Here is a 21,147-nt window from a genome sequence, read left to right as displayed (position 1 = left end):
TTTGTTTTTAATTTAAATTCACTACTATGCTTTTTGCATCTTTACTTGCACTTAGAGTGTATTTAGCCTTTTGAACCTTTGCTTTAATGTTTTTATGTAAGCTTTGATTGTTTTTAGTGATAATGTCTAATAAGCTTTGTAAATCTTTTTGATCTAGTTGTTTATTATCCTCATTTATAAAGCCTTTTTCACTTTGCATTAGAATAAAGCTTTTATTTTTTATATTATTGTTGGTATAAACATTAATAGAAGTTTTTTCACTTAAATTAATAGCTTCATTAGCACTTAAATAATTCTTTGTATCATCTTTTAAGATAAAGCTATAATGATCAAAGTTATTTACTAGCTTTGCACTGATATTAGTATTTAAATAAAGATGATTATTAGTATTGTTTTTATGCTTTATGGCTTTTGGAGTAAAACCATTATCAGTTTGGGTTTGTAAAAAGCTACCTGCTAATATATCTATTTTAGTATTATTAAATATATTAGTATTACCACTTAAATATAAAGTATTATTATAGCTTTTATCATTTTCACTATATACACCAGAAGCACTTATAATAATAGCTTCATTGTTTTTATACTCATCTATATTTAAATTAGCTATATGGATATAATTATCATGAGTATTTTTAGCTATACCTGCACTAATTAATACCCTACCTTCTCTTTTATCAGAAGCTGTACCTAGTGCTAAATTTGTAAAGCTAATATTATTATTAGCACTTTCTTCTTTAGCACTAATAACATATACATTATCATAAGCAGCACTTGAATAATCTTTAATGTTTAAAGTATTATCTAAAGCGTTTTCATTAGCTCTTAAAATGATTTTAGAACCCTTATCTATATTAGAAGCATTAGATAAAGATTGAACTAAATCATAATTAATGGTATTTTTTTCTAAATTATTTGCTTCTATAATAGTGGTTAGGTTTCTAGCTGATTTTACTTCTTTTAAATTAATAATATTATCACTTGCTGTTTGTGCATAATAGTCTTTATTATCTAAAGTAGTTTTACTAACTCCATAAATATATAAAGGTATAGATACATTAGATGAGCTTAGATTAATTTTATTATTATCTGCTTTTCCACTTAATACCTTAGCTGCTGTGATTGAAATTTTATCTTGATAGTTTTCTACTACACTTTCTTGGGTTAAATCCCCTTTTATATTCACACTATTTCTACTAGCACCCTTACTAGCATAAGCTCCATAAAGATTAAATTCATTCTCTCCAGTAAAATTAGCATTAATCTCAAAAGGTTTTTTAAGATTTATATTAATCTTATTATCATTAGCATAGCCATTACTTGCAAATCCTGCATAAAAGTCTAAGAGTGCTTTTACTTCTATATTAGTATTTAGAGCAAGTAAGGTTTGTAAGTCTTTAACTTCTATAGTATTTTTATGAGCATTACCTTGAGTGATCTTACCTCCATAGATTTCTCCATTTAATACAGCATTATAAGCTAATGGGGTATTTTTAGTATCTACTCTTAAATCTAGTTTTAAATCATTGATTAAGGTGGTGTTTTCACTAACTTGGTAGTTTTGATTATTATTTACATCAACAAAGGCTCCACCTAAATGTGTAGCAGCTGATGTTGAATAAGCTCCACTTGGTCCATGAACTACTAAAGAAGCTCCATCTATAATGAGTTTGTTTTTATTAGCATTAGCATTGTAGCTCATAGCACCTAAAATATGAGTCATTCTCTCATCAAAAATACTCTCTCCTAAAGCACCTTGTCTATAAGGAGTAGTATGAAAGTCTATCTTTACTCCTTTGTTTAATATAACACTATTATTATTAGTATTAGCATCCACTCCAAAAGCACCTACTACATAAGGAGCACCATTTAAAACTAAGGTATAAGTGTTTTCAACACCCATATTCACATAAGCATCTTTTAAATAATTTAAAGTATTATTACTAGCTTCACCCTTTCTTGCTATAGCTGGGGTAATTAAAAAATTATATTTATTATCTAAACCTGTAGCTTTAGGATTCATTACTTCTTTATTAGTAGGTTTTAAATAATATATAGAAGATAATTCTCCTGCTTTTAATGTTAGGGTATTATTATTAGCTTTAGCATTAAAGGTATAAGCTGAAACTAAAAAAGGTATATAGCTTATTTGATTAATGCTATTATTAGCAGAATATGCTCCATGAAAGCCATTTACTACAAAGATATCTTCTTTTATATTTGGAGTAAGTATTTCTTGTTTTAATCTCATATCACTAAAGTTCATATGTTTTGATTTGGGATTATCATAGATTAAAGTGATATTAGAAAGATTTTTATTAGTAGCTAATTGACCATAGAAGTTTTTACCATTTAAAAACTTATAAGTATCATTAGTATTATCATATACACTTTCATCATTAAAACCATGTTTTTTAATAACATAAGCTTTTAAAGTATTATCATAAGTAGCTTGTGTGGCTGCATTTAAAGAACTTAGTGATAAAATAGTTAGTAAAGAAAGTTTTAAAAGTTTAGAATGTTTATAAGATTTAAAAAGATTTAAACTTAAAGAGTGTAAGTTAAAACGAAAATTATCGTTCCCCCCCCCCCATAGGGTGCAATGTGACTTTAGACTAAAATATCCTTTCAAAGATTAATATTAATATCTTTAATTAACTAACAGCTGTAAATTTATAAAAAAACTAGCTGATATTTCATTAATAAGTTAGAAATTATAAATACAAAATCATAAATTTAAACTGAAATATAAATAAGAGTAAAATAGTTTTATAATGAGAAATATGGGAGGGGGATATGGTGAAATAGGGATTTATGAAAGGTGGGGGTTTGAATAAAAATAATATTATAAATTTTTAAAAGATCTTTTTACTAAAAACACACTTAATAAACTAGCAATAAATGTAAAAGCAATGTAAATATAAAAATATTTCTCATACATAAAATTAACAATAAAAGGGGTTATAAAACCTAAAATCGCATAAGAAATATTATAAGCAAAAGACAATCCACTTGATCGTAGTTCTGTTTTAAAAATTTGAGTCATAAAAATAGGTGCAAAAGCAATAATACCTTGAGAAAAACAAGCTAACAAATAAAACATTAAAAACCACTCATTATAAAAACTAAACGATATTCCAAAAATTCCAAATAACAATGTAAAAAACGCACAAATTTTAAAATGACCTAGTATATCAGCTAAATAACCTTGCAATAAACTACCCAAAATAATCATGATTATAGCTAGGTTTTGGTATAACAAAGCTGTAGTTTTGTTTACTCCTAGTAAACCTTCAAAATACTGCGGTAAAATCATTAAAGTCGCAACACCACTTGTTAAAACTATAGTAAGCAAAGCACATATTAACATACTTTTTTTATGTGTTTTTAAAGCTTGTAAAAGTGGAAAATTCAAAATTTTTTCTTTGCTTTTTATGTTTTTAAAAGCTGGAGTTTCATTAAGTTTCGTTCTTAAGAATAAAGCCAAAATCCCAAAAAAACCTCCTATAAAAAAAGGAATTCTCCAAGCGAATTTTTCTACTTCTTCTTTACTAAAATACTCATACACAGCCAAAGTAGCTAAATTTCCAAGCAATAAACCTAAAGTCAAAGTTGCTGAAATAAAACCTAGTGCCAAACCAAGTCTTTTTTTACTCACAAACTCACTCACAAAAATCCAAGCACTACTTACTTCTGCACCTATGGCAAGACCTTGAGAAATTCTTATTGCAAAAAGTATAATAGTAGCCATTAAGCCTATACTCTCATAAGTTGGTAAAAAAGCCAAAACAAAACTAGGCACTACCATTAAAAGCATACTTATATAAAAAACATTTTTTCTACCCTTGATATCTGCAAAATGAGCAAATACTATAGCTCCAAAAGGTCTAGCTAAATACCCTGCCCCAAAAGCTACATAAGCATAAATCAAAGACCAAAAATCATCATTTTGAGGAAAGAAGATTTTTGCAAAAACATTTGCAAAAAAGATAAATAAAACAAAATCATAAAATTCTAAAATACCACCCAAAGAAGCATAGATGGTATTTTTAAAAGCTTTTTGCATTATTAAATTTTGCCACCTTCAATTACTACATCATCAGCTTTTATATCATTACTAAAAAATGGTTTTAAAGTTTCATCATATGCTTTATGGAAAAACTGCTCATTTTCTAGTTTTAAAATTAAATCATTAATAAAATTTAGCATTGCTTGATCACCTTTTTTTACAGCTGGGGCTATAACATCATGATTACCAAGTTCTTTAATCACCACTTCGAAATTCGGATTTTCTTTAGTCCAAGCAAAAAGCAATGCATTATCATGGCTTAATGCATCGCCTCTTTTTCCGATTAAAGCTGCGAATGTTTCTGTATTTTGATCAAATTTAATCGTTTTAATTTCTGGCATATTTTTTGTAAAAAAAGCATCTGCTGTTGTACCTTTGTTAAGGATTAAAGTTTTATTTTTCAAATCATCTATGGTTTTGATATCCGAATTTTTTGGAGCTATCACACCAAGAGCAACTTTCATATAAGGTAGAGCAAAATCTACAACAGCTTCTCTTTCTGGAGTTTTCGTAAAATTTGCTAAGATCAAATCAACCTTATTTGACTCTAGAAATTCTACTCTGTTAGCTGCCTCAACTAAAACAAATTGTACTTTAGATTCATCATTTAAAAGCTCTTTTGCTATGCGTTTAGCAAAATACACATCATAGCCTTGATTTTTCCCTTGTGCATCTAGGTAACCAAATGGAGGTTTATCACCAAAAACACCTATGCGAATTACACCTTGCTGTTTGATTTTTTCTATAGAATTTTCATTAGAATTTGAATTTGAGCATGCACTAAAAAGGAGTGCCATCAAAAACGATAAAAGAAAAATTTTTTTCATATCCTTGTCCTTTGTGGATTTAATTTTGATTTTTAAACATTATATTATTTTTTTAAACAAATATTTCAAAAAGTAAATTTAACGATGAAAATCAAATAAATTGAGAAATTTTTTCGCACGATCTGTCTTTGGATTTTCAAAGAACTCATCAGGAGTTGAAATTTCTACTATTTTTCCATCATCCATAAAAACTATTTTATCAGCAACAGCTTTTGCAAAACCCATTTCATGCGTAACTATAAGCATAGTCATACCATCTTTTGCTAAGTTTAAAATCACATCTAAAACTTCACGCACAATTTCAGGATCAAGCGCTGCTGTAACTTCATCAAAAAGCATAATTTCAGGATTCATACAAAGACTTCTAACTATCGCTATACGTTGCTTTTGTCCACCACTTAACTCCTTAGGGTAAGCTTTTAATTTATGCAAAAGTCCTACTCTTTCAAGCCAGTATTTTGCTTCTTTTAAAACTTCTTCTTTTTTTCTTTTTTGCACTTTTAAAGGGCCTAAAAGTATGTTTTGTTCAACATTTAAATGATCAAAAAGCTCGTAAGATTGAAAAACCATACCTATTTTCTGACGAATTTGCGTCCATTTTTTATAGTTTTTATCAATTTTTTCATCATCAACAAAAATAACTCCATCTGCCATTTCTTCTAAACCATTAATACATCTTAAAAGCGTAGATTTACCACAACCACTTGGACCTAGTATAACCACTACTTCTTTTTGATTTACTTCTAAGTTAATATCTTTCAAAACATGATGTTTATCATAATATTTTTGTAAATTTTGTATTTTTAAAATGCTCATATTAACTCCATTTTTTCTCTAAAAACTTTGAATAAACCGATAAAGGATAACAAAGTACAAAATAAATCAATAAAATCAAACCATAAATCACAAAAGCTGTATAGGAATTTTGAAATAAATTTAACTCAATTACTTGTTGTCCTACCTTAATAAGCTCTATACCACCTATTAGATAAATCACTGAAGTGCTTTTGATAATTCTTGTAAAAAGATTAATACTCATAGGTAATAATCTTCTTAAAGATAAAGGTATGATGATAAAAAGATAAACTTCAAATTTATTAAATCCCAATGAAAGTCCTGATTCATACTGGTGCTTTGGTATGCTTGCTAAAGAAGATCTTACTAAATCCATCATCTCAAACACACCCCAAATACTAAAAACAATGACACTTGAACCCAAAGCACTCAAATGCCACCCAAACCATTTAGCCAAACCAAAATGTACTACAAAAAGCCAAACAATCAAAGGCATAATACGTACAAATTCAAGCATAAAACGACAAAAAGCATAAAGGAATTTGTTTTTAGAATGCATTAAAATTCCAAAAAAAACTCCCCCAACCAATGAAATCAAAACACTGATAAATGAAAGCTCTAAAGTAACCTTTAAACCTTGCGCTAGTCTAAAAAAGGTATCTTGATTTAAAATTTCAAACATAGTTTAACCTTTTTTCTATACGGTTTAACACTAATGATAAAGGTAAAATCAAAATCAAATAACAAAGTACTAAAGCAAATAAAGCTTCATTACTTTTATAATAAAGCCCTATAAGATCTTTAGCTACATATACTAAATCTGCTAAAGCAATGATACTTACCACTGAAGTTTCTTTAAGTAGAAAAATGATATTTGCACTAATACTTGGCATAGCTATGCCTAAAGCTTGGGGCATAATAACATAGCGAAAATTTTGCCACTTGCTTAAACCCAAAGAAAGTCCTGATTCGTATTGTTGTTTTTTAACAGCTTCCATACCCGCTCTTAAACTCTCAGCCATATAAGAACCACCTAAAAAGCTAAGTCCTATCACAGCACAAGTAAAAGAACTAAGATGAATTCCAAACTCAGGCAAAGCATAGTATAAAAAGAAAAGTTGAATTAACAAAGGTGTGTTTCTTGAAAATTCTATATAAATTTTACAAATTGTATTTAAAAAAGAAAATTTAAAATAGCTCACTCCTATGCACAATAAACCTACTAAAAATGAAAAAAATACTCCATAAATAGCAAGTTTCAAAGTAAGCCAAGAAGCTTGTATAAACATAGGGCTAAACTTGATTAAAAAATCAAAATCCATAAAACCTCCCATTGTTTAAATACAACATTGTAACAAATAAGACTTAAAAAGACTTAATTAAATTTTGTATTTTTTCTTTATTTAAAATTACTATTTTACCCTTATTTGTGCAAATAAGCCCATTTTGTTTTAATTCTTTTAAAAAACGTGATAAAGATTCTGGTGGTAAATTTAAAATTACCGCTATTTCTTTTTGCTTTAGATTATGTAATTTTTCTTCATTTTCTAACAAAAAACTAATCAATCTTGATTTCAAATCTAAAGACTTTTGTCTAATAAAATTTTCCAAAATTCTAATTTTTCCTATCAAAGAAGTTAAAAGTAAAAAGCTAAATTCTCCATTTTCTAAGCATAATTTTTTAAATTCATTAAAATCAAAAACACAAATTTCACAATCTTGCTCACAAATAGCATTAGCTGGATAATTAATACCTTCAAAAACAGGCATCTCGGCTATAAAATTTACTGGAACTAAAGTGTGTAATGTTAATTCAAAACCTTTAGCATTGACCTTATATATACGCACCTTTCCACTTAATAAAATATAAATTTTACATGCTTTTTCACCTTGAAAAAATAAGATATTTCCTTTATTAAAACGCTTTTTTTCACCCTTTGAGATTAAAATTTCAAAATGTTTATCCATTTTCTTTTTCCATATTTTGAATACTTTCTTTTGCTTTTATAACTAGTTTTTCATCATCTGCAAAATCAAAAAATTTAAAATGATTACCATGTTGAACCCTACCATCTAACAAATCCCCACTTAGCCTGTTTTTTAAATCAAGCTCGGCTATTTTAAACCCATCTAAAGTTTTAGCAAATTCAAGCAAACGAGTTGGAATTTCTTTTTGCTTAGTATATAAATAACAAAAGCTTTCAAGCCCTATTCTACCTACCCTACCTCTAAGCTGATGTAAGGTAGCAAGTCCAAGTCTTTCAGCCCCAACAACCACAATCACACTCAGTTTTGGCAAAGAAATTCCCACTTCAACCACCGTTGTAGAAAGTAAAATCGTGCCTTTTTCTCTAAATTCTTGTAAAATTTGATCTTTATTTTTATCTTTTCCATGAGTAACATAAACATTTTTGTATTTGCTTATCCAATACCCTTGTGCTTGTTCTAATGATAAATAATCTATATTTTCACTTTCATTTACCAAAGGATAAATGATGATTACTTGATGATTTTTAGCTAGTTCATCATCGATTTTTTTAAGCAAATATTTAAAATCTTTATCTTGTATGCAAAAAGTCTTAATGTCTTTTTTAAAAGGCATTTGTTTGATAAAACTAAAGTTTACAAGCTCACTTTGAATCATAGAAAGCGTTCTTGGTATAGGTGTGGCAGAAAACTGCACGATATGCGGGGAAAATTGTGATTTTCTACTAAGCTCGCTTATTTTTTGTCTTTGATTAGAACCAAAGCGGTGTTGCTCATCTATCATAACCAAAACTGCTTCAAATTCTTCTTGATGAATGAGCGCGTGTGTACCTATGATAAAATGAGCTTGCTCTTTTAATTTTGCTAAATCTTTATCTTTTTTACCGCCTTTTAAAAGCAAAACATTAACAAAATCAGGTAAAAGTCTTTTTGCTTCATGATAAATTTGTTCAGCTAAAATACTAGTTGGTGCCATTAAAATAGCCTTTTTAGGATACACAAGCAAACTTGCAGCAAGTATAACCAAAGTCTTACCACAACCCACATCACCCATTACCACGCGTCTTTTAGCGACTTTACTTTGTAAGTCTTTTTTAATATCTTCTATCGCTAAAAGCTGATCATTTGTAGGGCTAAATTCTAAACCTTTAAGCCAAGAGTTTATATCAAAAAGTTTTATTTCATAAGCATTTTGTGATATTTTTTTACCCTTTAAACGCCTTAGATGATTAAAAATTTCTATATATTTTAAATCTTTAACTATAGCGTTAAAATTTTCATAAAGAGCTAGATCATCATAATTATGTAAATTTAAAAGTAAGTTAATGTATTTTTGTTCTAAATTTAATGCTTTTAAGTTAGCTTCATTGACATATTTTGATATAAGTTTTTTTATACTTTCATCTTTAATGGAGCTAATTTGATACTTAGGGACTATTTGACCTATATTTTTTACTATTTTTGGGTTTATAAACTGCCAAATTCCATTAAAAAAATTCATCTTTGCATAGATGCAAACCAAAGCATTATGTTTAAAAATTTTAAAATGCCATTTATTAGGATGAAAAATCACTATATTTGCTTTTATGCCCCATTCTAAACATTCACAAAGCATAAAAAGCTGAGAGTAGTGATTTTGCGTGCTAATAATTTTTACATTTTGGGTACAAAATGTATCTTTTGGAAACTTTGAAATTCTAAAATCATCAAATTTTTTAGGCAAAATCAAAGCCAAATCGATACAATTTTTAACCCCTAAAGCATGAAGTAGTTTTAAATCCTTTTCTTCAACTTTCATTTTCTATACTTGCAAAACTCACTTTTGTAATTTCACTATGTGTTTTGATAAAGTCATTTAGTTCATCTAAGGTAGTGTTTTTGATCTTTTGCATTTCTTCTTTTAAATTTCCAAGTTTTAAACCATGTAAATATTCATTTAGCATTATATCTAATCTTTTAGCTAAGCTTTCATATCTTAAAGGCATAGAGCCTACTAGAAATTGCTTAGCTAGTTGAAATTCTTTTTCATTTACTCCATTTTGAACAAAATTTTCAAAAACTTCTTTAACTAAAGTTTTAGCCTCATTAGAACTTTCATTTTTAGTTTGCAAATACCCAAAAACTCTACTATAATTTAAATTTATATCAAGCATAGCATAAGCAGAATACGCCAAACCTCTTTTCACACGCACTTCCTCCATCAAACGCGAACCAAAACCACCTTGACCTAAGATAAATAAAGCGAGTTTAGCTAAATACATTTTCTCATCATTAATTTGCATATTAAATGGAGAACAAAAGTATATATAAGCTTGCTCTGTGCTTTTTTGCTCACTTATTTCCATACTCTCATCAATGAGTTTATAATTTTTATTTTGATTTGGAATATTTCTTTTTAAAATCTGACAAATTTTTTCCGCTTTAGCTTTTACTTCATCTTCTTTAATATCTCCACCAAAAACGAATAAAACATTATCAAGTACTAAATTTTCACTCATAAAATTTTGTAATTCTTTTAAACTAATTTTTTCTATACTTTCCTTAGTTCCATCAAGACCACTAGTAAAAATTTCATCTTTAAAAACATTTTTATTTAAAAGTCTTTTTGCTTGATAATCATAATCAGTATTTAAACTCACCAATTCACCCAAGGCTAAAGTTTTTAATCTTTGTAAGATTTTTTCATCAAAACGCACATTTAAAAGTAGTTCTTGCAGTTTTTCTAAAGCAAACTCAAAATGCTCTTTTAAGCATTTGATATTAATTTGAAAATGCTCAAAACTAGCCTTACTATAAAGCTCTATAGCACGGTATTCTAAGCTTTTAAAAAACTCATCATTGCTTCCTTCATTTAAAAGTCTAGCAAGCATACTTGCACAACCTCTATTGTGCTTTTCTGCTATTTTCCCACTATTTTTAAAAATAAGTTTGAAAAATATTACAGGAAGCTCATTTTCATACTCATATATTATGTTTATTTTAGCATCATTGAAGTTTAAATTTAGCATTAAAACCTTTCTAAGATATTATAAGCAGTATCGCGTTTAGCAGGTAATTCCCCTATATCTTTTATAAGCTCTATCATTTGTTCTTGATTCATTCTATATTTTGCACCAGCTGCAGCTACGACATTTTCTTCCATCATAGTTGAACCTAGATCATTTGCACCAAACTTTAAGGCAAGCTGACCTATTAAAGAGCCTTGTGTTACCCATGAACTTTGCAAATTTTTAAAATTATCCAAATAAAGTCTTGCTAAAGCTAACAATCTTAAATACCTATTGGAACTTTGCTTAATAATTTCAGGATGTTTTTGAATCAAAGGAGTGTTTTCACTTTGAAATGACCATAAAATAAAAGCTCTAAAACCACCTGTTTTATCTTGTAAATTTCTTAAATAATCAAAATGTTCAATGATTTCTTCATCAGTTTCAACCGTACCAAACATCATAGTAGCAGTACTTTTCATATCTATATTATGTGCACTCTCATGCACTCTAAGCCAGGTAGCTGTGTCACATTTATGTGGTGCAATGATATCTCTTACCCTATCACTTAATACTTCAGCGCCAGCTCCAGGTATAGAAAAGAGTCCTTTTGCTTGTAATCTTTTTAAGACCTCTTCAATAGAAATTTTAGAAACTCTTGCAATATAAGCTATCTCAACTGCTGAAAAACCATGCACGGTAATAGTAGGATAATTAGTTTTTATATAAGAAAGTAAGTCTTCATACCATTCTATTTTAAGTTTTGGGTGCACCCCACCTTGAAATAAAATTTGTGTTCCGCCTATGGCTTGTAGTTCTTCTATTTTTTGCCCTATTTCTTCGTATTTTAAAATATATGAATCTTCATCTTTTTCTTTTCTACAAAAAGCACAAAAATCACAATCAATGCAACAAATATTTGTATAATTTATATTTCTATCTACTACAAAAGTAGTTATTTTATCAGGATGTAGTTGCAATTTCTTCTCATAAGCCATTGCACCTAACTCATACAAAGGTGCATTTTGAAGCAAATACAACGCTTCTTTTTTACCTAATCTACTCATCATTAAACCTTTTTATAAAAAGGATTATTATAGCATTTAAATGTAAAATAATCTTAAAAACGATATAATCAAACCCTTTAAATTTCATAATTCATAGGATATTCATGACTTATAGGTCTTTACTTAAAAACAATAAAACATTTCGCCTTTTAGCAACAGTGCAATTTATAAGTTATTTTGGTGCATGGTTTTCCCAAGTAGGTGTCTTTACACTTCTAACCAAAGAACTTCAAGCGCCTGCAAATATCATAGGATTTTCAGCTATTTTTGTTTTCTTACCTTCTATCATACTTGCACCTATAAATGGAATTATAGTAGATAGATTTAAACCCAAAAATTTATTACTTACAATGATTAGTATCGAGATGATTTCCATTTTTATGCTAATTTTTGTAAATTCTTTAGCTATGCTTTGGTTTTTATATTTTTTAACCTTTGTACGTATGGCAGTTGCAAGTATGTATTTTCAAACAGAAATGTCAGTTTTACCTAAAATTTTAACTCCACAAGAACTAAAACTAGGTAATGAACTTCATAGTATTATATGGGCTGTATCATATGCTTTAGGTATGGGTGCAGCAGGACTTTTTATAGACATTTTTGGAGTAAAACCAGCTTTTATAGCTGATACTTTAATGTTATTTTGTGCTATGCTTATACTTAAAACTCTAATCTTACCTGATGAGAAAAACACCACACAAAATAATCCTTTTATATTGATAAAAGAAGGTTTAGCTTATGTATTTAGCAATAAAAAAATCATTCATTTGATTTTACTTCATGGGGTTGTAGGTATAACTGCATATGATGTACTCATCACTCTTTTAGCCGAATACGAATACGCAAAAATTATTTCTATACCTTTAGCCATAGGACTTTCAAATGCCATAAGAGCCATATCTTTACTTATAGGTCCTTATGTGCTTAGCCCTTATATCAATAAAAATACCCTAGTATATTTATACTTAGCACAAGGTGTAGGTATAATGTTTTGGGCTTGTTTACAATTTAACTTTTATCTTGCCTTTATAGGCTTAGTGATGGCAGGTTTTTGCACTTCATCTTTATGGAGCTATACTTATACACTCTTGCAAAATGATTGTAATAAAAGATACTATGGTAGAGTAATAGCCTATAATGATATGGTGTATTTAACTTTTAGTGCGATTATTGCTTTTTCAACGGGATATTTGTTCGAATTTTATGAGATAAAACTAAGTCATTTTACTTTTGGTTTGGGAATATGTTTTATATTTGCAGCATTTTATTGGTGGTGGTTTAATAAAAAATATAACTAATCCACCTTAGAATAATAAACTCCACCCGCTGAAAAGTTTTTATCAAAATAAGCAGTTTCTGGAACAAGATCTGATTTTCCAGGATAAATTCTTCCTTCTTTATTTAAGATCTTATAAAAACGCTCCATAAGCCTTATTTTGAAATCTTGATCAAAATATATCATCATATTTCGTGAAAAAATCACATCAAATTTTCCAAGTTTAAATAAAGAATCATCAAAAACATTGCAAAGTTCAAAACGACATCTGCAAGCTAAAGTTTCTTTTTTTAGATGATACATTTTATCTTTTATATCAAAATAACGCGTTTTTTGCATAGTATTTAGTCTAGCTACTGAACGCTCTGAATAAATCATTTCATTACATTTATCTATCATTTTTTTATTAATATCTATACCTATAATATTCATACCTTTAACAAAATTTTCACTTGCCAAAATAGCCAAAGAATACACTTCCTCACCACTTGAGCAAGGCGCACATAAAACATTTACAGGACGATCAAGAGATTTTATATAAAAAATTACATCTTTTAATTGTTCTAATTCTCTAAAAAAATAAGTTTCACAAACAGTGATAAAGTCCATTGTTTCTTGTTTTAAATTTTTTTGAAATTGCACCTTTTCATTTAATTCACTAAGGCTATTTAAACCTAATTCTTGTAAAAATTTAGGAAGCTTTATAAGCAAAATATCTTTTTTTGTATTAAGGTTATTTCCACTTATTTGTTCTACTATTTTCACAAAATCAAACATTTCATTTTCTGTAATTTTTATCATTTTCTATCCCTATGACTTTATAAAATTATCTATCTCTTTTTTAAGCTCAATCAAACTCATCGGCTTTAAATTTGGGTTTGTTTCTCTCGCTTTTTTAGGCATACCATAAACTATAGAATCAGCTTCATTTTCACACAAACACCTTACCCCAGCCTTATAAAGCTCAAATAAAGATTTAGCACCATCATCTCCCATCCCAGTCATAACCAAAGCTAAAATTTTATTATATTTGCAAAGATTTACCGCAGAATAAAATAAAACATCAATACCTGGATTAAAACTACTAATTTGCTCTGTAGCATTTAAAACCAAAGTATTCCCATTTCCAAAAATCATATTTCTTTGACAAATATAAATTTTATTTTTTAAAATTTCTTTATCATTTGGTATAATGACTTCACTTAGAGCTTCTTTGTTAAATTGATTTACAAAAGAAGGGATAAAAGCTGGATTCATATGCTGGGCTATAACTACTGCACAATCTTGTAATTCCACATCATTAAGTAAAAATTTTAATTGGCTTGGACCACCTGTTGAAGAACCAATAAGTATAAGTTTCATCTTTAACCCTAAAAACAATAGTTTTATTATATCAAAATAAATATTTAAAACATTATATAATAAGAAAGAATAATTTTAACTAAATATGATAAAATAAATACTTTTAAAAAATAAAAAAATAAAAGTGAATTTATGTTAAGAGAAAAAATTTATATTGCAAGTGATCATGCAGGATTTACTCTAAAGCAAGAAATTGTCGATTTTCTACATAAAAAAAACATTATTTTAGAAGATCTTGGACCTTTTTGTAACGAACGTTGTGATTATCCTGATTATGCACATTTGCTAAGCTCTAAAATCAATGAAAATAGTTTTGGAATTTTAGTTTGTGGGTCTGGGATTGGAATGAGTATAGCAGCAAATCGCCATAAAAATATACGCTGTGCTTTATGTAATGAACCATTAAGTGCTAAACTTTCAAGAGAGCACAACGATGCAAATGTTTTAGCTTTAGGAGCTAGACTAACTGGCGCGGATATGGCTTTTGAAATTATCTCAAATTTCATCAATACTTCTTTTAGTGGTGGAAGACATTGTGTGAGAATTAGCAAAATAGAGGCAAAATTATGATTTTAAGTTGGCTTGTATTAACTGTATTAATTTGCGTTAGTATTTATATGACTATTATGTTACTTTATTATAAAACTTTACTTCACAAAGAAAAGATAGCAAAAGAATTTATAAAAAATAATCTTGATGACACTGAAATTGTCATTAGAAAACTACAAGTGCAACTTCAAAGAAGTTTGGGAAATATAGATATTTTAACCGAAGAGTTAAACAAAAGCAAAGCAGACTTAACTTCTCTTAGAACTAGAAATTCACAATATCGTATTGAAAACGAAAAATTAAGACAAAGAATTAAAGAATTAGAAGCAAAAATCGAGGCATTATTATGATGAAAGAACAAGATGAAAAATATTTATTAGATAGCATTAGAGCTATAAAAGATTTTCCAAAAGAAGGTATTATTTTTAGAGATATCACAACTTTATTAAACAATAAAGAAGCATTTACTTTTTTAATGGATCATTTAGTTGAAAAATACCAAAACACAAAACTTGATTATATTGTTGGTATAGAAAGTAGAGGTTTTATTTTTGGTGCTGCACTAAGTGCTAGATTAAAACTACCTTTTGTGCCTATTAGAAAACCCGGCAAATTACCTTCAAAATGCTTACAAGAATCTTATAGTCTAGAATATGGTAGCGATACTATAGAAATTCATACTGATGCTTTTAACAACCAAAAAGCAAATGTTTTACTTATAGATGATCTCATCGCAACAGGTGGAACTGCACTTGCTGCTGTTAAATTAATAGAAAAATTAAATGCAAAATGTATTGAAGCTTGTTTTTTAATAGAATTAAAAGATCTTGATGGAGCTAAAGAATTGGCTCAATTAACTTCTGTTTATAGTATTTTAAAGGTATAAAATGGAAGAATTTTTAAAACAACTTTTATATGATTATAAAAATTGGGCTTATATTATTGTGTTTTTATGGTGCATACTTGAAGGAGAACTTGCACTTATTTTAGCAGGTATTTTTGCACATGAAGGTCATGTAAATTTAGGTTTAATTATTTTCGTAGCAGGTTTGGGTGGTTTTGTAGGCGATCAGATATATTTTTACATTGGAAGATATAATAAAAAATACATTCAGAAAAAACTTCGCACCCAAAGGCGTAAATTTGCTATAGCTCATTTACTTTTACAACGCTTTGGTTGGCCTATTATTTTCATACAAAGATATATGTATGGTTTTAGAACCATTATACCTATGAGTATAGGTTTAACGCGTTATAGTGCTAAAAAATTTGCTTTTATTAATCTTATTAGCGCTTGGGCTTGGGCTGCTATCACTATACTACTTGCTTGGTTTTTTGGGAAAGAAATTTGGCTAGCTGTTGAATGGGCTGGAGATCACTGGTATTTTGCGGTACCTATTATAGCTTGTTTTTTACTTGCTTTATTTTTAGGTATGAAACAAATGGAAAAATCTATACTTAGAAAAAGGACTCATAAATGATTTTTAATTTTAAAGAAAAAAAAATTAATTCTATAAATGCTGATTTTGAGATCATTTTAATACAAGATAAAAAATTAGAAAAATATACTCAAAGTCAAGAACTTTTCAAGCTTTCAAACTATAAAGGTGAAGGAGTTTGCATAGATATGCAGAATAAAATCCTTTATAGTGAACTTAAAAGTTTAGAATATGAAGATATAAGGTTTGCTTTTGCAAGTGCTTATAAAGCTTTAAAAAAACTTGAAATTCAAAGTATTAAAACAAAAAGTGTCATAGGAAAATGCGTAGTAAATAGTTTTAATGCTTTGATTCAAGGGTTTATTTTTGGTGCTTATGAATTTGATAAATATAAAAAAGAAAAAACTTCAAGTAGATTAGAAAATATTTATATATCACAGGAGGAAATTAACAATAAAACTTATAATCTTGAAGAAGCATATGTAGGAATTAATTATGGAAAAATTTTTTCTAATGCTTGTGATTTTGCTAAAAATATAGTAAATGAAATTCCTCAAGTTTATACTCCAACTAAAATGGCTGAAGATGCTATAAATTTAAGCAAAAATAATCCTAAAATTTCATGCCAAATTTATGAAAAAGATTTTTTGGAAAAAGAAAAAATGCAAGCATTCTTGGCGGTAAATCGTGCTTCAATACACCCTCCAAAACTTATTCACCTTTCTTATAAACCACAAAATGCAAAAATAAAAGTGATTTTTGTCGGTAAAGGCTTAACTTATGATAGCGGTGGACTTAGTTTAAAACCGGCTGATTATATGCTAACAATGAAATCAGATAAAAGTGGTGGTGCAGCTGCAATGGCTATTGTTAAAGGTGCAAGCGAGCTAAATCTCGATATAGAAGTACACTCTATCATCGGTGCTACAGAAAATATGATAGGTGGAAATGCTTATAAGCCTGATGATGTGCTTATTTCAAGAGAAGGCGTTAGCATAGAAGTAAGAAATACAGATGCTGAAGGAAGATTAGTTTTAGCAGATTGCCTTTCACTAGCCCAGGATCTAAAACCTGATTTACTAATTGATTTAGCAACTTTAACTGGAGCTTGTGTAGTAGGACTTGGAGAATACACAAGTGCTATCATGGGAAACAACGAAGATTTGCAAGATGAATTTTATAAAATAAGTAAAAAAAGTGGAGATTTAACTACTATTTTACATTTTAACCCACATTTAAAAGAGCTTATAAAATCAAATATAGCAGATGTTAGCAATACCTCTTCAAGTCGCTATGGTGGAGCTATTACTGCAGGATTATTTTTAAATTCTTTCATTAGAGAAGAATACAAAGACAAATGGTTGCATTTAGACATCGCAGGACCAGCTTACTTAGAAAAAGCTTGGGGTTATCATAGCTTTGGTGCAACCGGAGCTGGTGTTAGAATGTGCCTTTCATATTTACTTTATCTTTCAAGGAATAAAAAATGAGTTTATCAGTTGGTATAGTAGGACTTCCAAATGTCGGAAAATCTACAACTTTTAATGCACTAACAAGAGCACAAAATGCCGAAAGTGCAAATTATCCATTTTGCACCATAGAACCCAATAAAGCTGTAGTACCCGTACCTGATTATCGCTTAAAGGAACTAGCAAAGATTGTTAATCCCCAAAAAATCATACGCTCAAATATAGAATTTGTTGATATAGCAGGATTGGTGGCTGGAGCTAGCAAAGGCGAGGGTTTGGGTAATAAATTTTTATCTAATATACGCGAAACAGAAATGATTTTACATATTGTACGTTGCTTTGATGATGAAAATATCACTCATGTTGCAGGTAGTGTTAATCCTGTGCGTGATGTACAGATCATAGAAACAGAACTTATATTAGCAGACATAGAGCAACTTAGTAAAAAAATAGAAAAACTCACCAAAGGTGTAAAAGCTAATGAAAAAGGTGCAAAAGAAAGTTTGGCTTTAGCTAATGAGCTTTTAGAGCATTTAAATCAAAACAATAGTGCAAGCTCTTTTCCAAATAAAAACGAAGTTTATCAAGCTCTTATAAAAGAATTAAGACTGCTTTCTGCTAAAGAAGTAATTTATGGAGCAAACGTAGATGAAAACTCACTTTTAGAAGACAATGAGTTTGTAAAAGATCTTAAAGAATTTGCAGCAAAATCAGGTCATGAGGTAATCAAACTTTGTTCTAAAATAGAAGAGGAAATGATAGCCTTAAGTGATGAAGAAAATTACGAATTTTTAAAATCTTTAGGTATAGAAAAAAGCGGACTTGAAGTAGTAATACGTACAGCTTTTTCAAAGCTTAATTTAATAAGTTATTTTACAGCAGGTCAAATAGAAGTAAGATCATGGACTATACAAAGGGGTTGGAAAGCACCAAAAGCAGCAAGTGTGATTCACAATGACTTCGAAAAAGGTTTTATTAAAGCTGAGGTTATTTCTTATGAAGATTATATTGCATGCAAAGGTGAAAATGGAGCCAAAGAAGCTGGAAAATTACGCCTTGAAGGGAAAGATTATATCGTACAAGATGGCGATGTGATGCATTTTAGATTCAATGTTTGAAATAATCAAACATTGAATTGGTTTTTTAGCAATTCTTGTATTTTTTTCCTAGTATCTTCTTCATTTGCAAAAGCTATTAGATTTGCCTTTGGCCAAAAATAACTTTTAGGATCTTCAAATTTACCCCATCGCCAATCAAATCTAGGAGCTAAAAGAACTATTGTTGGTATATCTAAAGCTAAAGTTAAATGTGCTATTGCACTATCAATACTTATCATACAATCTATATCTTTTAAATTCTCTAAAGTATCGTTCCAATTTTTTAGTTTTATTCCCCTATTTTCTACTTCTTTAGGTAAAATAATTCCTTCTATACCATCTACTTGAAAAGATACAATTTCACAATTTAATTTACTTAAAATATCAAATAAAAATACAAAGTCAATATTTCGTAGCAAATCTGAATTTACCGCATTAGGTGTAAACCAAAAAATTCCTATTTTTTTCTTTTTGTTTTTTGGTCTATCTAAAATATTAATAGGGGTTTGCAAAATAGAAATTTCATTTAATTTAATATCGCAAAACAAAGGTATGGAACAAATTGGCATAGCATAATCAAAATCACTAGGAAAATCTTTTAATATTTTTAAATTCTTAAATTTTTCACTTTGTGTGTTTATGATTTTAAGTTGATTTTTAAACATTACACACATAGCACTTTGCGGAGCAAATAAAACTTTAGAAGCTATTTGGCAAAGTTTTTCTAAACATCTAGCATACATTATAGTATCACCAAAACCTTGCTCACAAAAAACTAGAATTTTTTTATCTTTAAAAGCTGCTATACCTTCTTTATTGAATGCCTGTATAGTTTTATTGTAATGATATGGAGAAAAAGTTTCATTATGTGCATAAAAAAGTCTACTTTCATATACTCTCTTACCTTCTTCAAAATTTTTATCATCCCCCATACGCATTAACAAATATGCCAGATCAAATTGATAAGTTGCATGAAGATGCAAACTTAAAGCTTTTTGGTATGCATCATACGCTCCTTGATAATTCAAACTAAGCTCTAATGTTTTTGCATAATTTTGCCAAAATTGTGCATTATTTTGGTTATATTCACATAAACTTTCATATAATTTCAAAGATTCTTCCAATCTTAAAAGTTTAAATAATAAATACGCCTTTTGAGGTAAAATCTTTGTGTTTAAATACTCATATACTTTAACTATAGTCAAATTTTCTCGTGTTTTTTCTTGTAATCTATCTTGTAAATTATTTGTGATTATGTTTTTTTCTACTAACTTTCGATTTTGAAGCTGTTCTATCATTGTTTGAGCAAAAATACAAAGTTCATCATGAGCTTGCAATGCTTTTGCAAAATCTGTTTTAAAATAAACTTCAATATAATCTTTCCATAAATCTAAATTATAAGGGTCTTTTGACAAAGCAATTTTACACAAACTCTCTGATTCATCCAATCTCCCTATAATTTTATAAGCATAAGCAAGCTCTAAACTGAGTTCATCTTGTAAAAAATCATTTCTTTTTAAAAGATCTTCAAGTAAAGATATACTTTCATCAGTTTTTGCATTTAGTAAAAGATTCTTAGCTAACATCAAACCATAAAAACTTGTAGGATATAAATCGAAAATTTGCTTTGCATAAAGTAAAGCACTATGATAATCATTCATTTTAAAAGAAGACATCATGGCATATTCTAAGGCATTTTTAGGATCTTCATTCAAATAAATCTTACTATATTCTAAACATTTAACATAATCATTATTATGATAATAATACATTATTTTATCTAGCATATTTCCCCCATTTCTCAATTTCACCTCCCTAGAGTTTGCTTTAACTTAATTAACGAGTTTGCTTAATAAGGAGTTTTATATTTGTCTTTTAATTTAAAATCTATAGTCATTTTTTATTAATTAAAATTTTTGTTTTAAGCAAACTCTAGGCAAGTAAATATTTTTATATTGCATTATTACTTTATAAGTAAATATCTTTTATATATTACATTTGCTTTATTAGATTATTTTAATTATCTTCTATCCTTTTATTTGTTTTATTTTAATTATTTTTTCATTTAGTCCCTTTATAGAGAATAATTAATTTTACAAATACTATTAATTAGTATTTATATATAAAATTAATAATACTAATATTACAAATACCACTATTATTGATTTTATAAAAAATTCATTGTTTTGCTTTATTCTCCCATATATTAATTATTTTTTATGTT

At 28.3% G+C, this 21,147-nt stretch carries 20 protein-coding genes; 7 read left to right on the top strand and 13 right to left on the bottom strand.

Features of this window, described 5'->3' with window-relative positions; all coding sequences use genetic code 11:
- Positions 1-7: 7 nt before the first annotated feature.
- From CORN_RS03945 to CORN_RS03900, 10 genes are all read right to left on the bottom strand, one after another.
- The gene (locus CORN_RS03945) at positions 8-2,632 is read right to left on the bottom strand and encodes a hypothetical protein (RefSeq protein ID WP_172663977.1); all 2,625 of its coding nucleotides are present in this window, start codon (positions 2,630-2,632) and stop codon (positions 8-10) included.
- 213 nt (positions 2,633-2,845) lie between these two features.
- Complete coding sequence (locus CORN_RS03940) at positions 2,846-4,066, bottom strand: MFS transporter (RefSeq protein WP_066008336.1); 1,221 nt, start codon at positions 4,064-4,066, stop codon at positions 2,846-2,848.
- A 2-nt stretch (positions 4,067-4,068) separates the two neighbouring features.
- A complete protein-coding gene (locus tag CORN_RS03935) occupies positions 4,069-4,866 on the bottom strand; it encodes a cysteine ABC transporter substrate-binding protein (protein ID WP_425337391.1) in 798 nt (265 codons plus the stop codon).
- Positions 4,867-4,974: 108 nt separating this feature from the next.
- Positions 4,975-5,712, bottom strand: coding sequence for an amino acid ABC transporter ATP-binding protein (locus CORN_RS03930; RefSeq protein ID WP_066008338.1), 738 nt, complete (start codon positions 5,710-5,712; stop codon positions 4,975-4,977).
- 1 nt (position 5,713) lies between these two features.
- A complete protein-coding gene (locus CORN_RS03925; RefSeq protein ID WP_066008339.1) occupies positions 5,714-6,373 on the bottom strand; it encodes an amino acid ABC transporter permease in 660 nt (219 codons plus the stop codon).
- On the bottom strand, positions 6,366-7,013 hold the full coding sequence (locus tag CORN_RS03920; protein WP_066008340.1) for an amino acid ABC transporter permease: 648 nt from the start codon (positions 7,011-7,013) through the stop codon (positions 6,366-6,368). Before CORN_RS03920 ends, CORN_RS03925 begins: the two co-directional genes overlap by 8 nt.
- Positions 7,014-7,056: 43 nt before the next feature.
- Positions 7,057-7,659, bottom strand: a complete 603-nt coding sequence (locus CORN_RS03915; protein ID WP_066008341.1) for a Crp/Fnr family transcriptional regulator — start codon at positions 7,657-7,659, stop codon at positions 7,057-7,059.
- Complete coding sequence (recG, locus tag CORN_RS03910; RefSeq protein WP_066008342.1) at positions 7,652-9,475, bottom strand: ATP-dependent DNA helicase RecG; 1,824 nt, start codon at positions 9,473-9,475, stop codon at positions 7,652-7,654. The genes CORN_RS03915 and recG overlap by 8 nt, the downstream gene beginning before the upstream one ends.
- Entirely contained in the window at positions 9,465-10,685 is a 1,221-nt protein-coding gene (locus CORN_RS03905) for a M16 family metallopeptidase (protein WP_066008343.1), read from the bottom strand. Before CORN_RS03905 ends, recG begins: the two co-directional genes overlap by 11 nt.
- Positions 10,685-11,731 carry a dehypoxanthine futalosine cyclase gene (locus CORN_RS03900; protein ID WP_066008344.1) on the bottom strand — a complete coding sequence of 349 codons (1,047 nt, stop codon included), beginning with the start codon at positions 11,729-11,731 and terminating at the stop codon, positions 10,685-10,687. Before CORN_RS03900 ends, CORN_RS03905 begins: the two co-directional genes overlap by 1 nt.
- A 104-nt stretch (positions 11,732-11,835) precedes the next feature.
- On the opposite strand from CORN_RS03900, the gene CORN_RS03895 reads away from it, so the two are divergent.
- Positions 11,836-13,029: an MFS transporter gene (locus tag CORN_RS03895; protein WP_066008345.1), complete on the top strand. Its 1,194-nt coding sequence runs from the start codon at positions 11,836-11,838 to the stop codon at positions 13,027-13,029.
- On the opposite strand, the gene CORN_RS03890 is transcribed toward CORN_RS03895, so the two are convergent.
- Both CORN_RS03890 and CORN_RS03885 read right to left on the bottom strand, forming a co-directional pair.
- The gene (locus CORN_RS03890; RefSeq protein WP_066008346.1) at positions 13,026-13,808 is read right to left on the bottom strand and encodes a CheR family methyltransferase; all 783 of its coding nucleotides are present in this window, start codon (positions 13,806-13,808) and stop codon (positions 13,026-13,028) included. The genes CORN_RS03895 and CORN_RS03890 overlap by 4 nt on opposite strands.
- Before the next feature lie 9 nt (positions 13,809-13,817).
- A complete protein-coding gene (locus CORN_RS03885) occupies positions 13,818-14,369 on the bottom strand; it encodes a CheB methylesterase domain-containing protein (RefSeq protein WP_066008347.1) in 552 nt (183 codons plus the stop codon).
- A gap of 132 nt (positions 14,370-14,501) precedes the next feature.
- On the opposite strand from CORN_RS03885, the gene rpiB reads away from it, so the two are divergent.
- From rpiB to ychF, 6 genes are read left to right on the top strand one after another with little or no spacing between them, the layout of a single operon-like run.
- Positions 14,502-14,939: a ribose 5-phosphate isomerase B gene (gene rpiB / locus CORN_RS03880; RefSeq protein ID WP_066008348.1), complete on the top strand. Its 438-nt coding sequence runs from the start codon at positions 14,502-14,504 to the stop codon at positions 14,937-14,939.
- Entirely contained in the window at positions 14,936-15,268 is a 333-nt protein-coding gene (locus tag CORN_RS03875; protein ID WP_039668315.1) for a hypothetical protein, read from the top strand. Before rpiB ends, CORN_RS03875 begins: the two co-directional genes overlap by 4 nt.
- On the top strand, positions 15,268-15,804 hold the full coding sequence (gene apt / locus CORN_RS03870; protein ID WP_066008438.1) for an adenine phosphoribosyltransferase: 537 nt from the start codon (positions 15,268-15,270) through the stop codon (positions 15,802-15,804). Before CORN_RS03875 ends, apt begins: the two co-directional genes overlap by 1 nt.
- Position 15,805: 1 nt before the next feature.
- The gene (locus CORN_RS03865; protein WP_066008349.1) at positions 15,806-16,399 is read left to right on the top strand and encodes a DedA family protein; all 594 of its coding nucleotides are present in this window, start codon (positions 15,806-15,808) and stop codon (positions 16,397-16,399) included.
- Positions 16,396-17,847, top strand: coding sequence for a leucyl aminopeptidase (locus CORN_RS03860; protein WP_066008350.1), 1,452 nt, complete (start codon positions 16,396-16,398; stop codon positions 17,845-17,847). Before CORN_RS03865 ends, CORN_RS03860 begins: the two co-directional genes overlap by 4 nt.
- The gene (gene ychF, locus CORN_RS03855) at positions 17,844-18,944 is read left to right on the top strand and encodes a redox-regulated ATPase YchF (protein WP_066008351.1); all 1,101 of its coding nucleotides are present in this window, start codon (positions 17,844-17,846) and stop codon (positions 18,942-18,944) included. The genes CORN_RS03860 and ychF overlap by 4 nt, the downstream gene beginning before the upstream one ends.
- A 5-nt stretch (positions 18,945-18,949) precedes the next feature.
- On the opposite strand, the gene CORN_RS03850 is transcribed toward ychF, so the two are convergent.
- Positions 18,950-20,710, bottom strand: a complete 1,761-nt coding sequence (locus tag CORN_RS03850) for a tetratricopeptide repeat protein (protein WP_066008439.1) — start codon at positions 20,708-20,710, stop codon at positions 18,950-18,952.
- Between the last annotated feature and the right edge of the window lie 437 nt (positions 20,711-21,147).

Source organism: Campylobacter ornithocola (assembly GCF_013201605.1).
In the GTDB taxonomy this organism is placed as follows: Bacteria; Campylobacterota; Campylobacteria; order Campylobacterales; family Campylobacteraceae; genus Campylobacter_D; species Campylobacter_D ornithocola.
The sequence above is the reverse complement of the archived record's forward strand: the minus strand, read 5'-3'. Positions and strand labels throughout refer to the sequence as shown.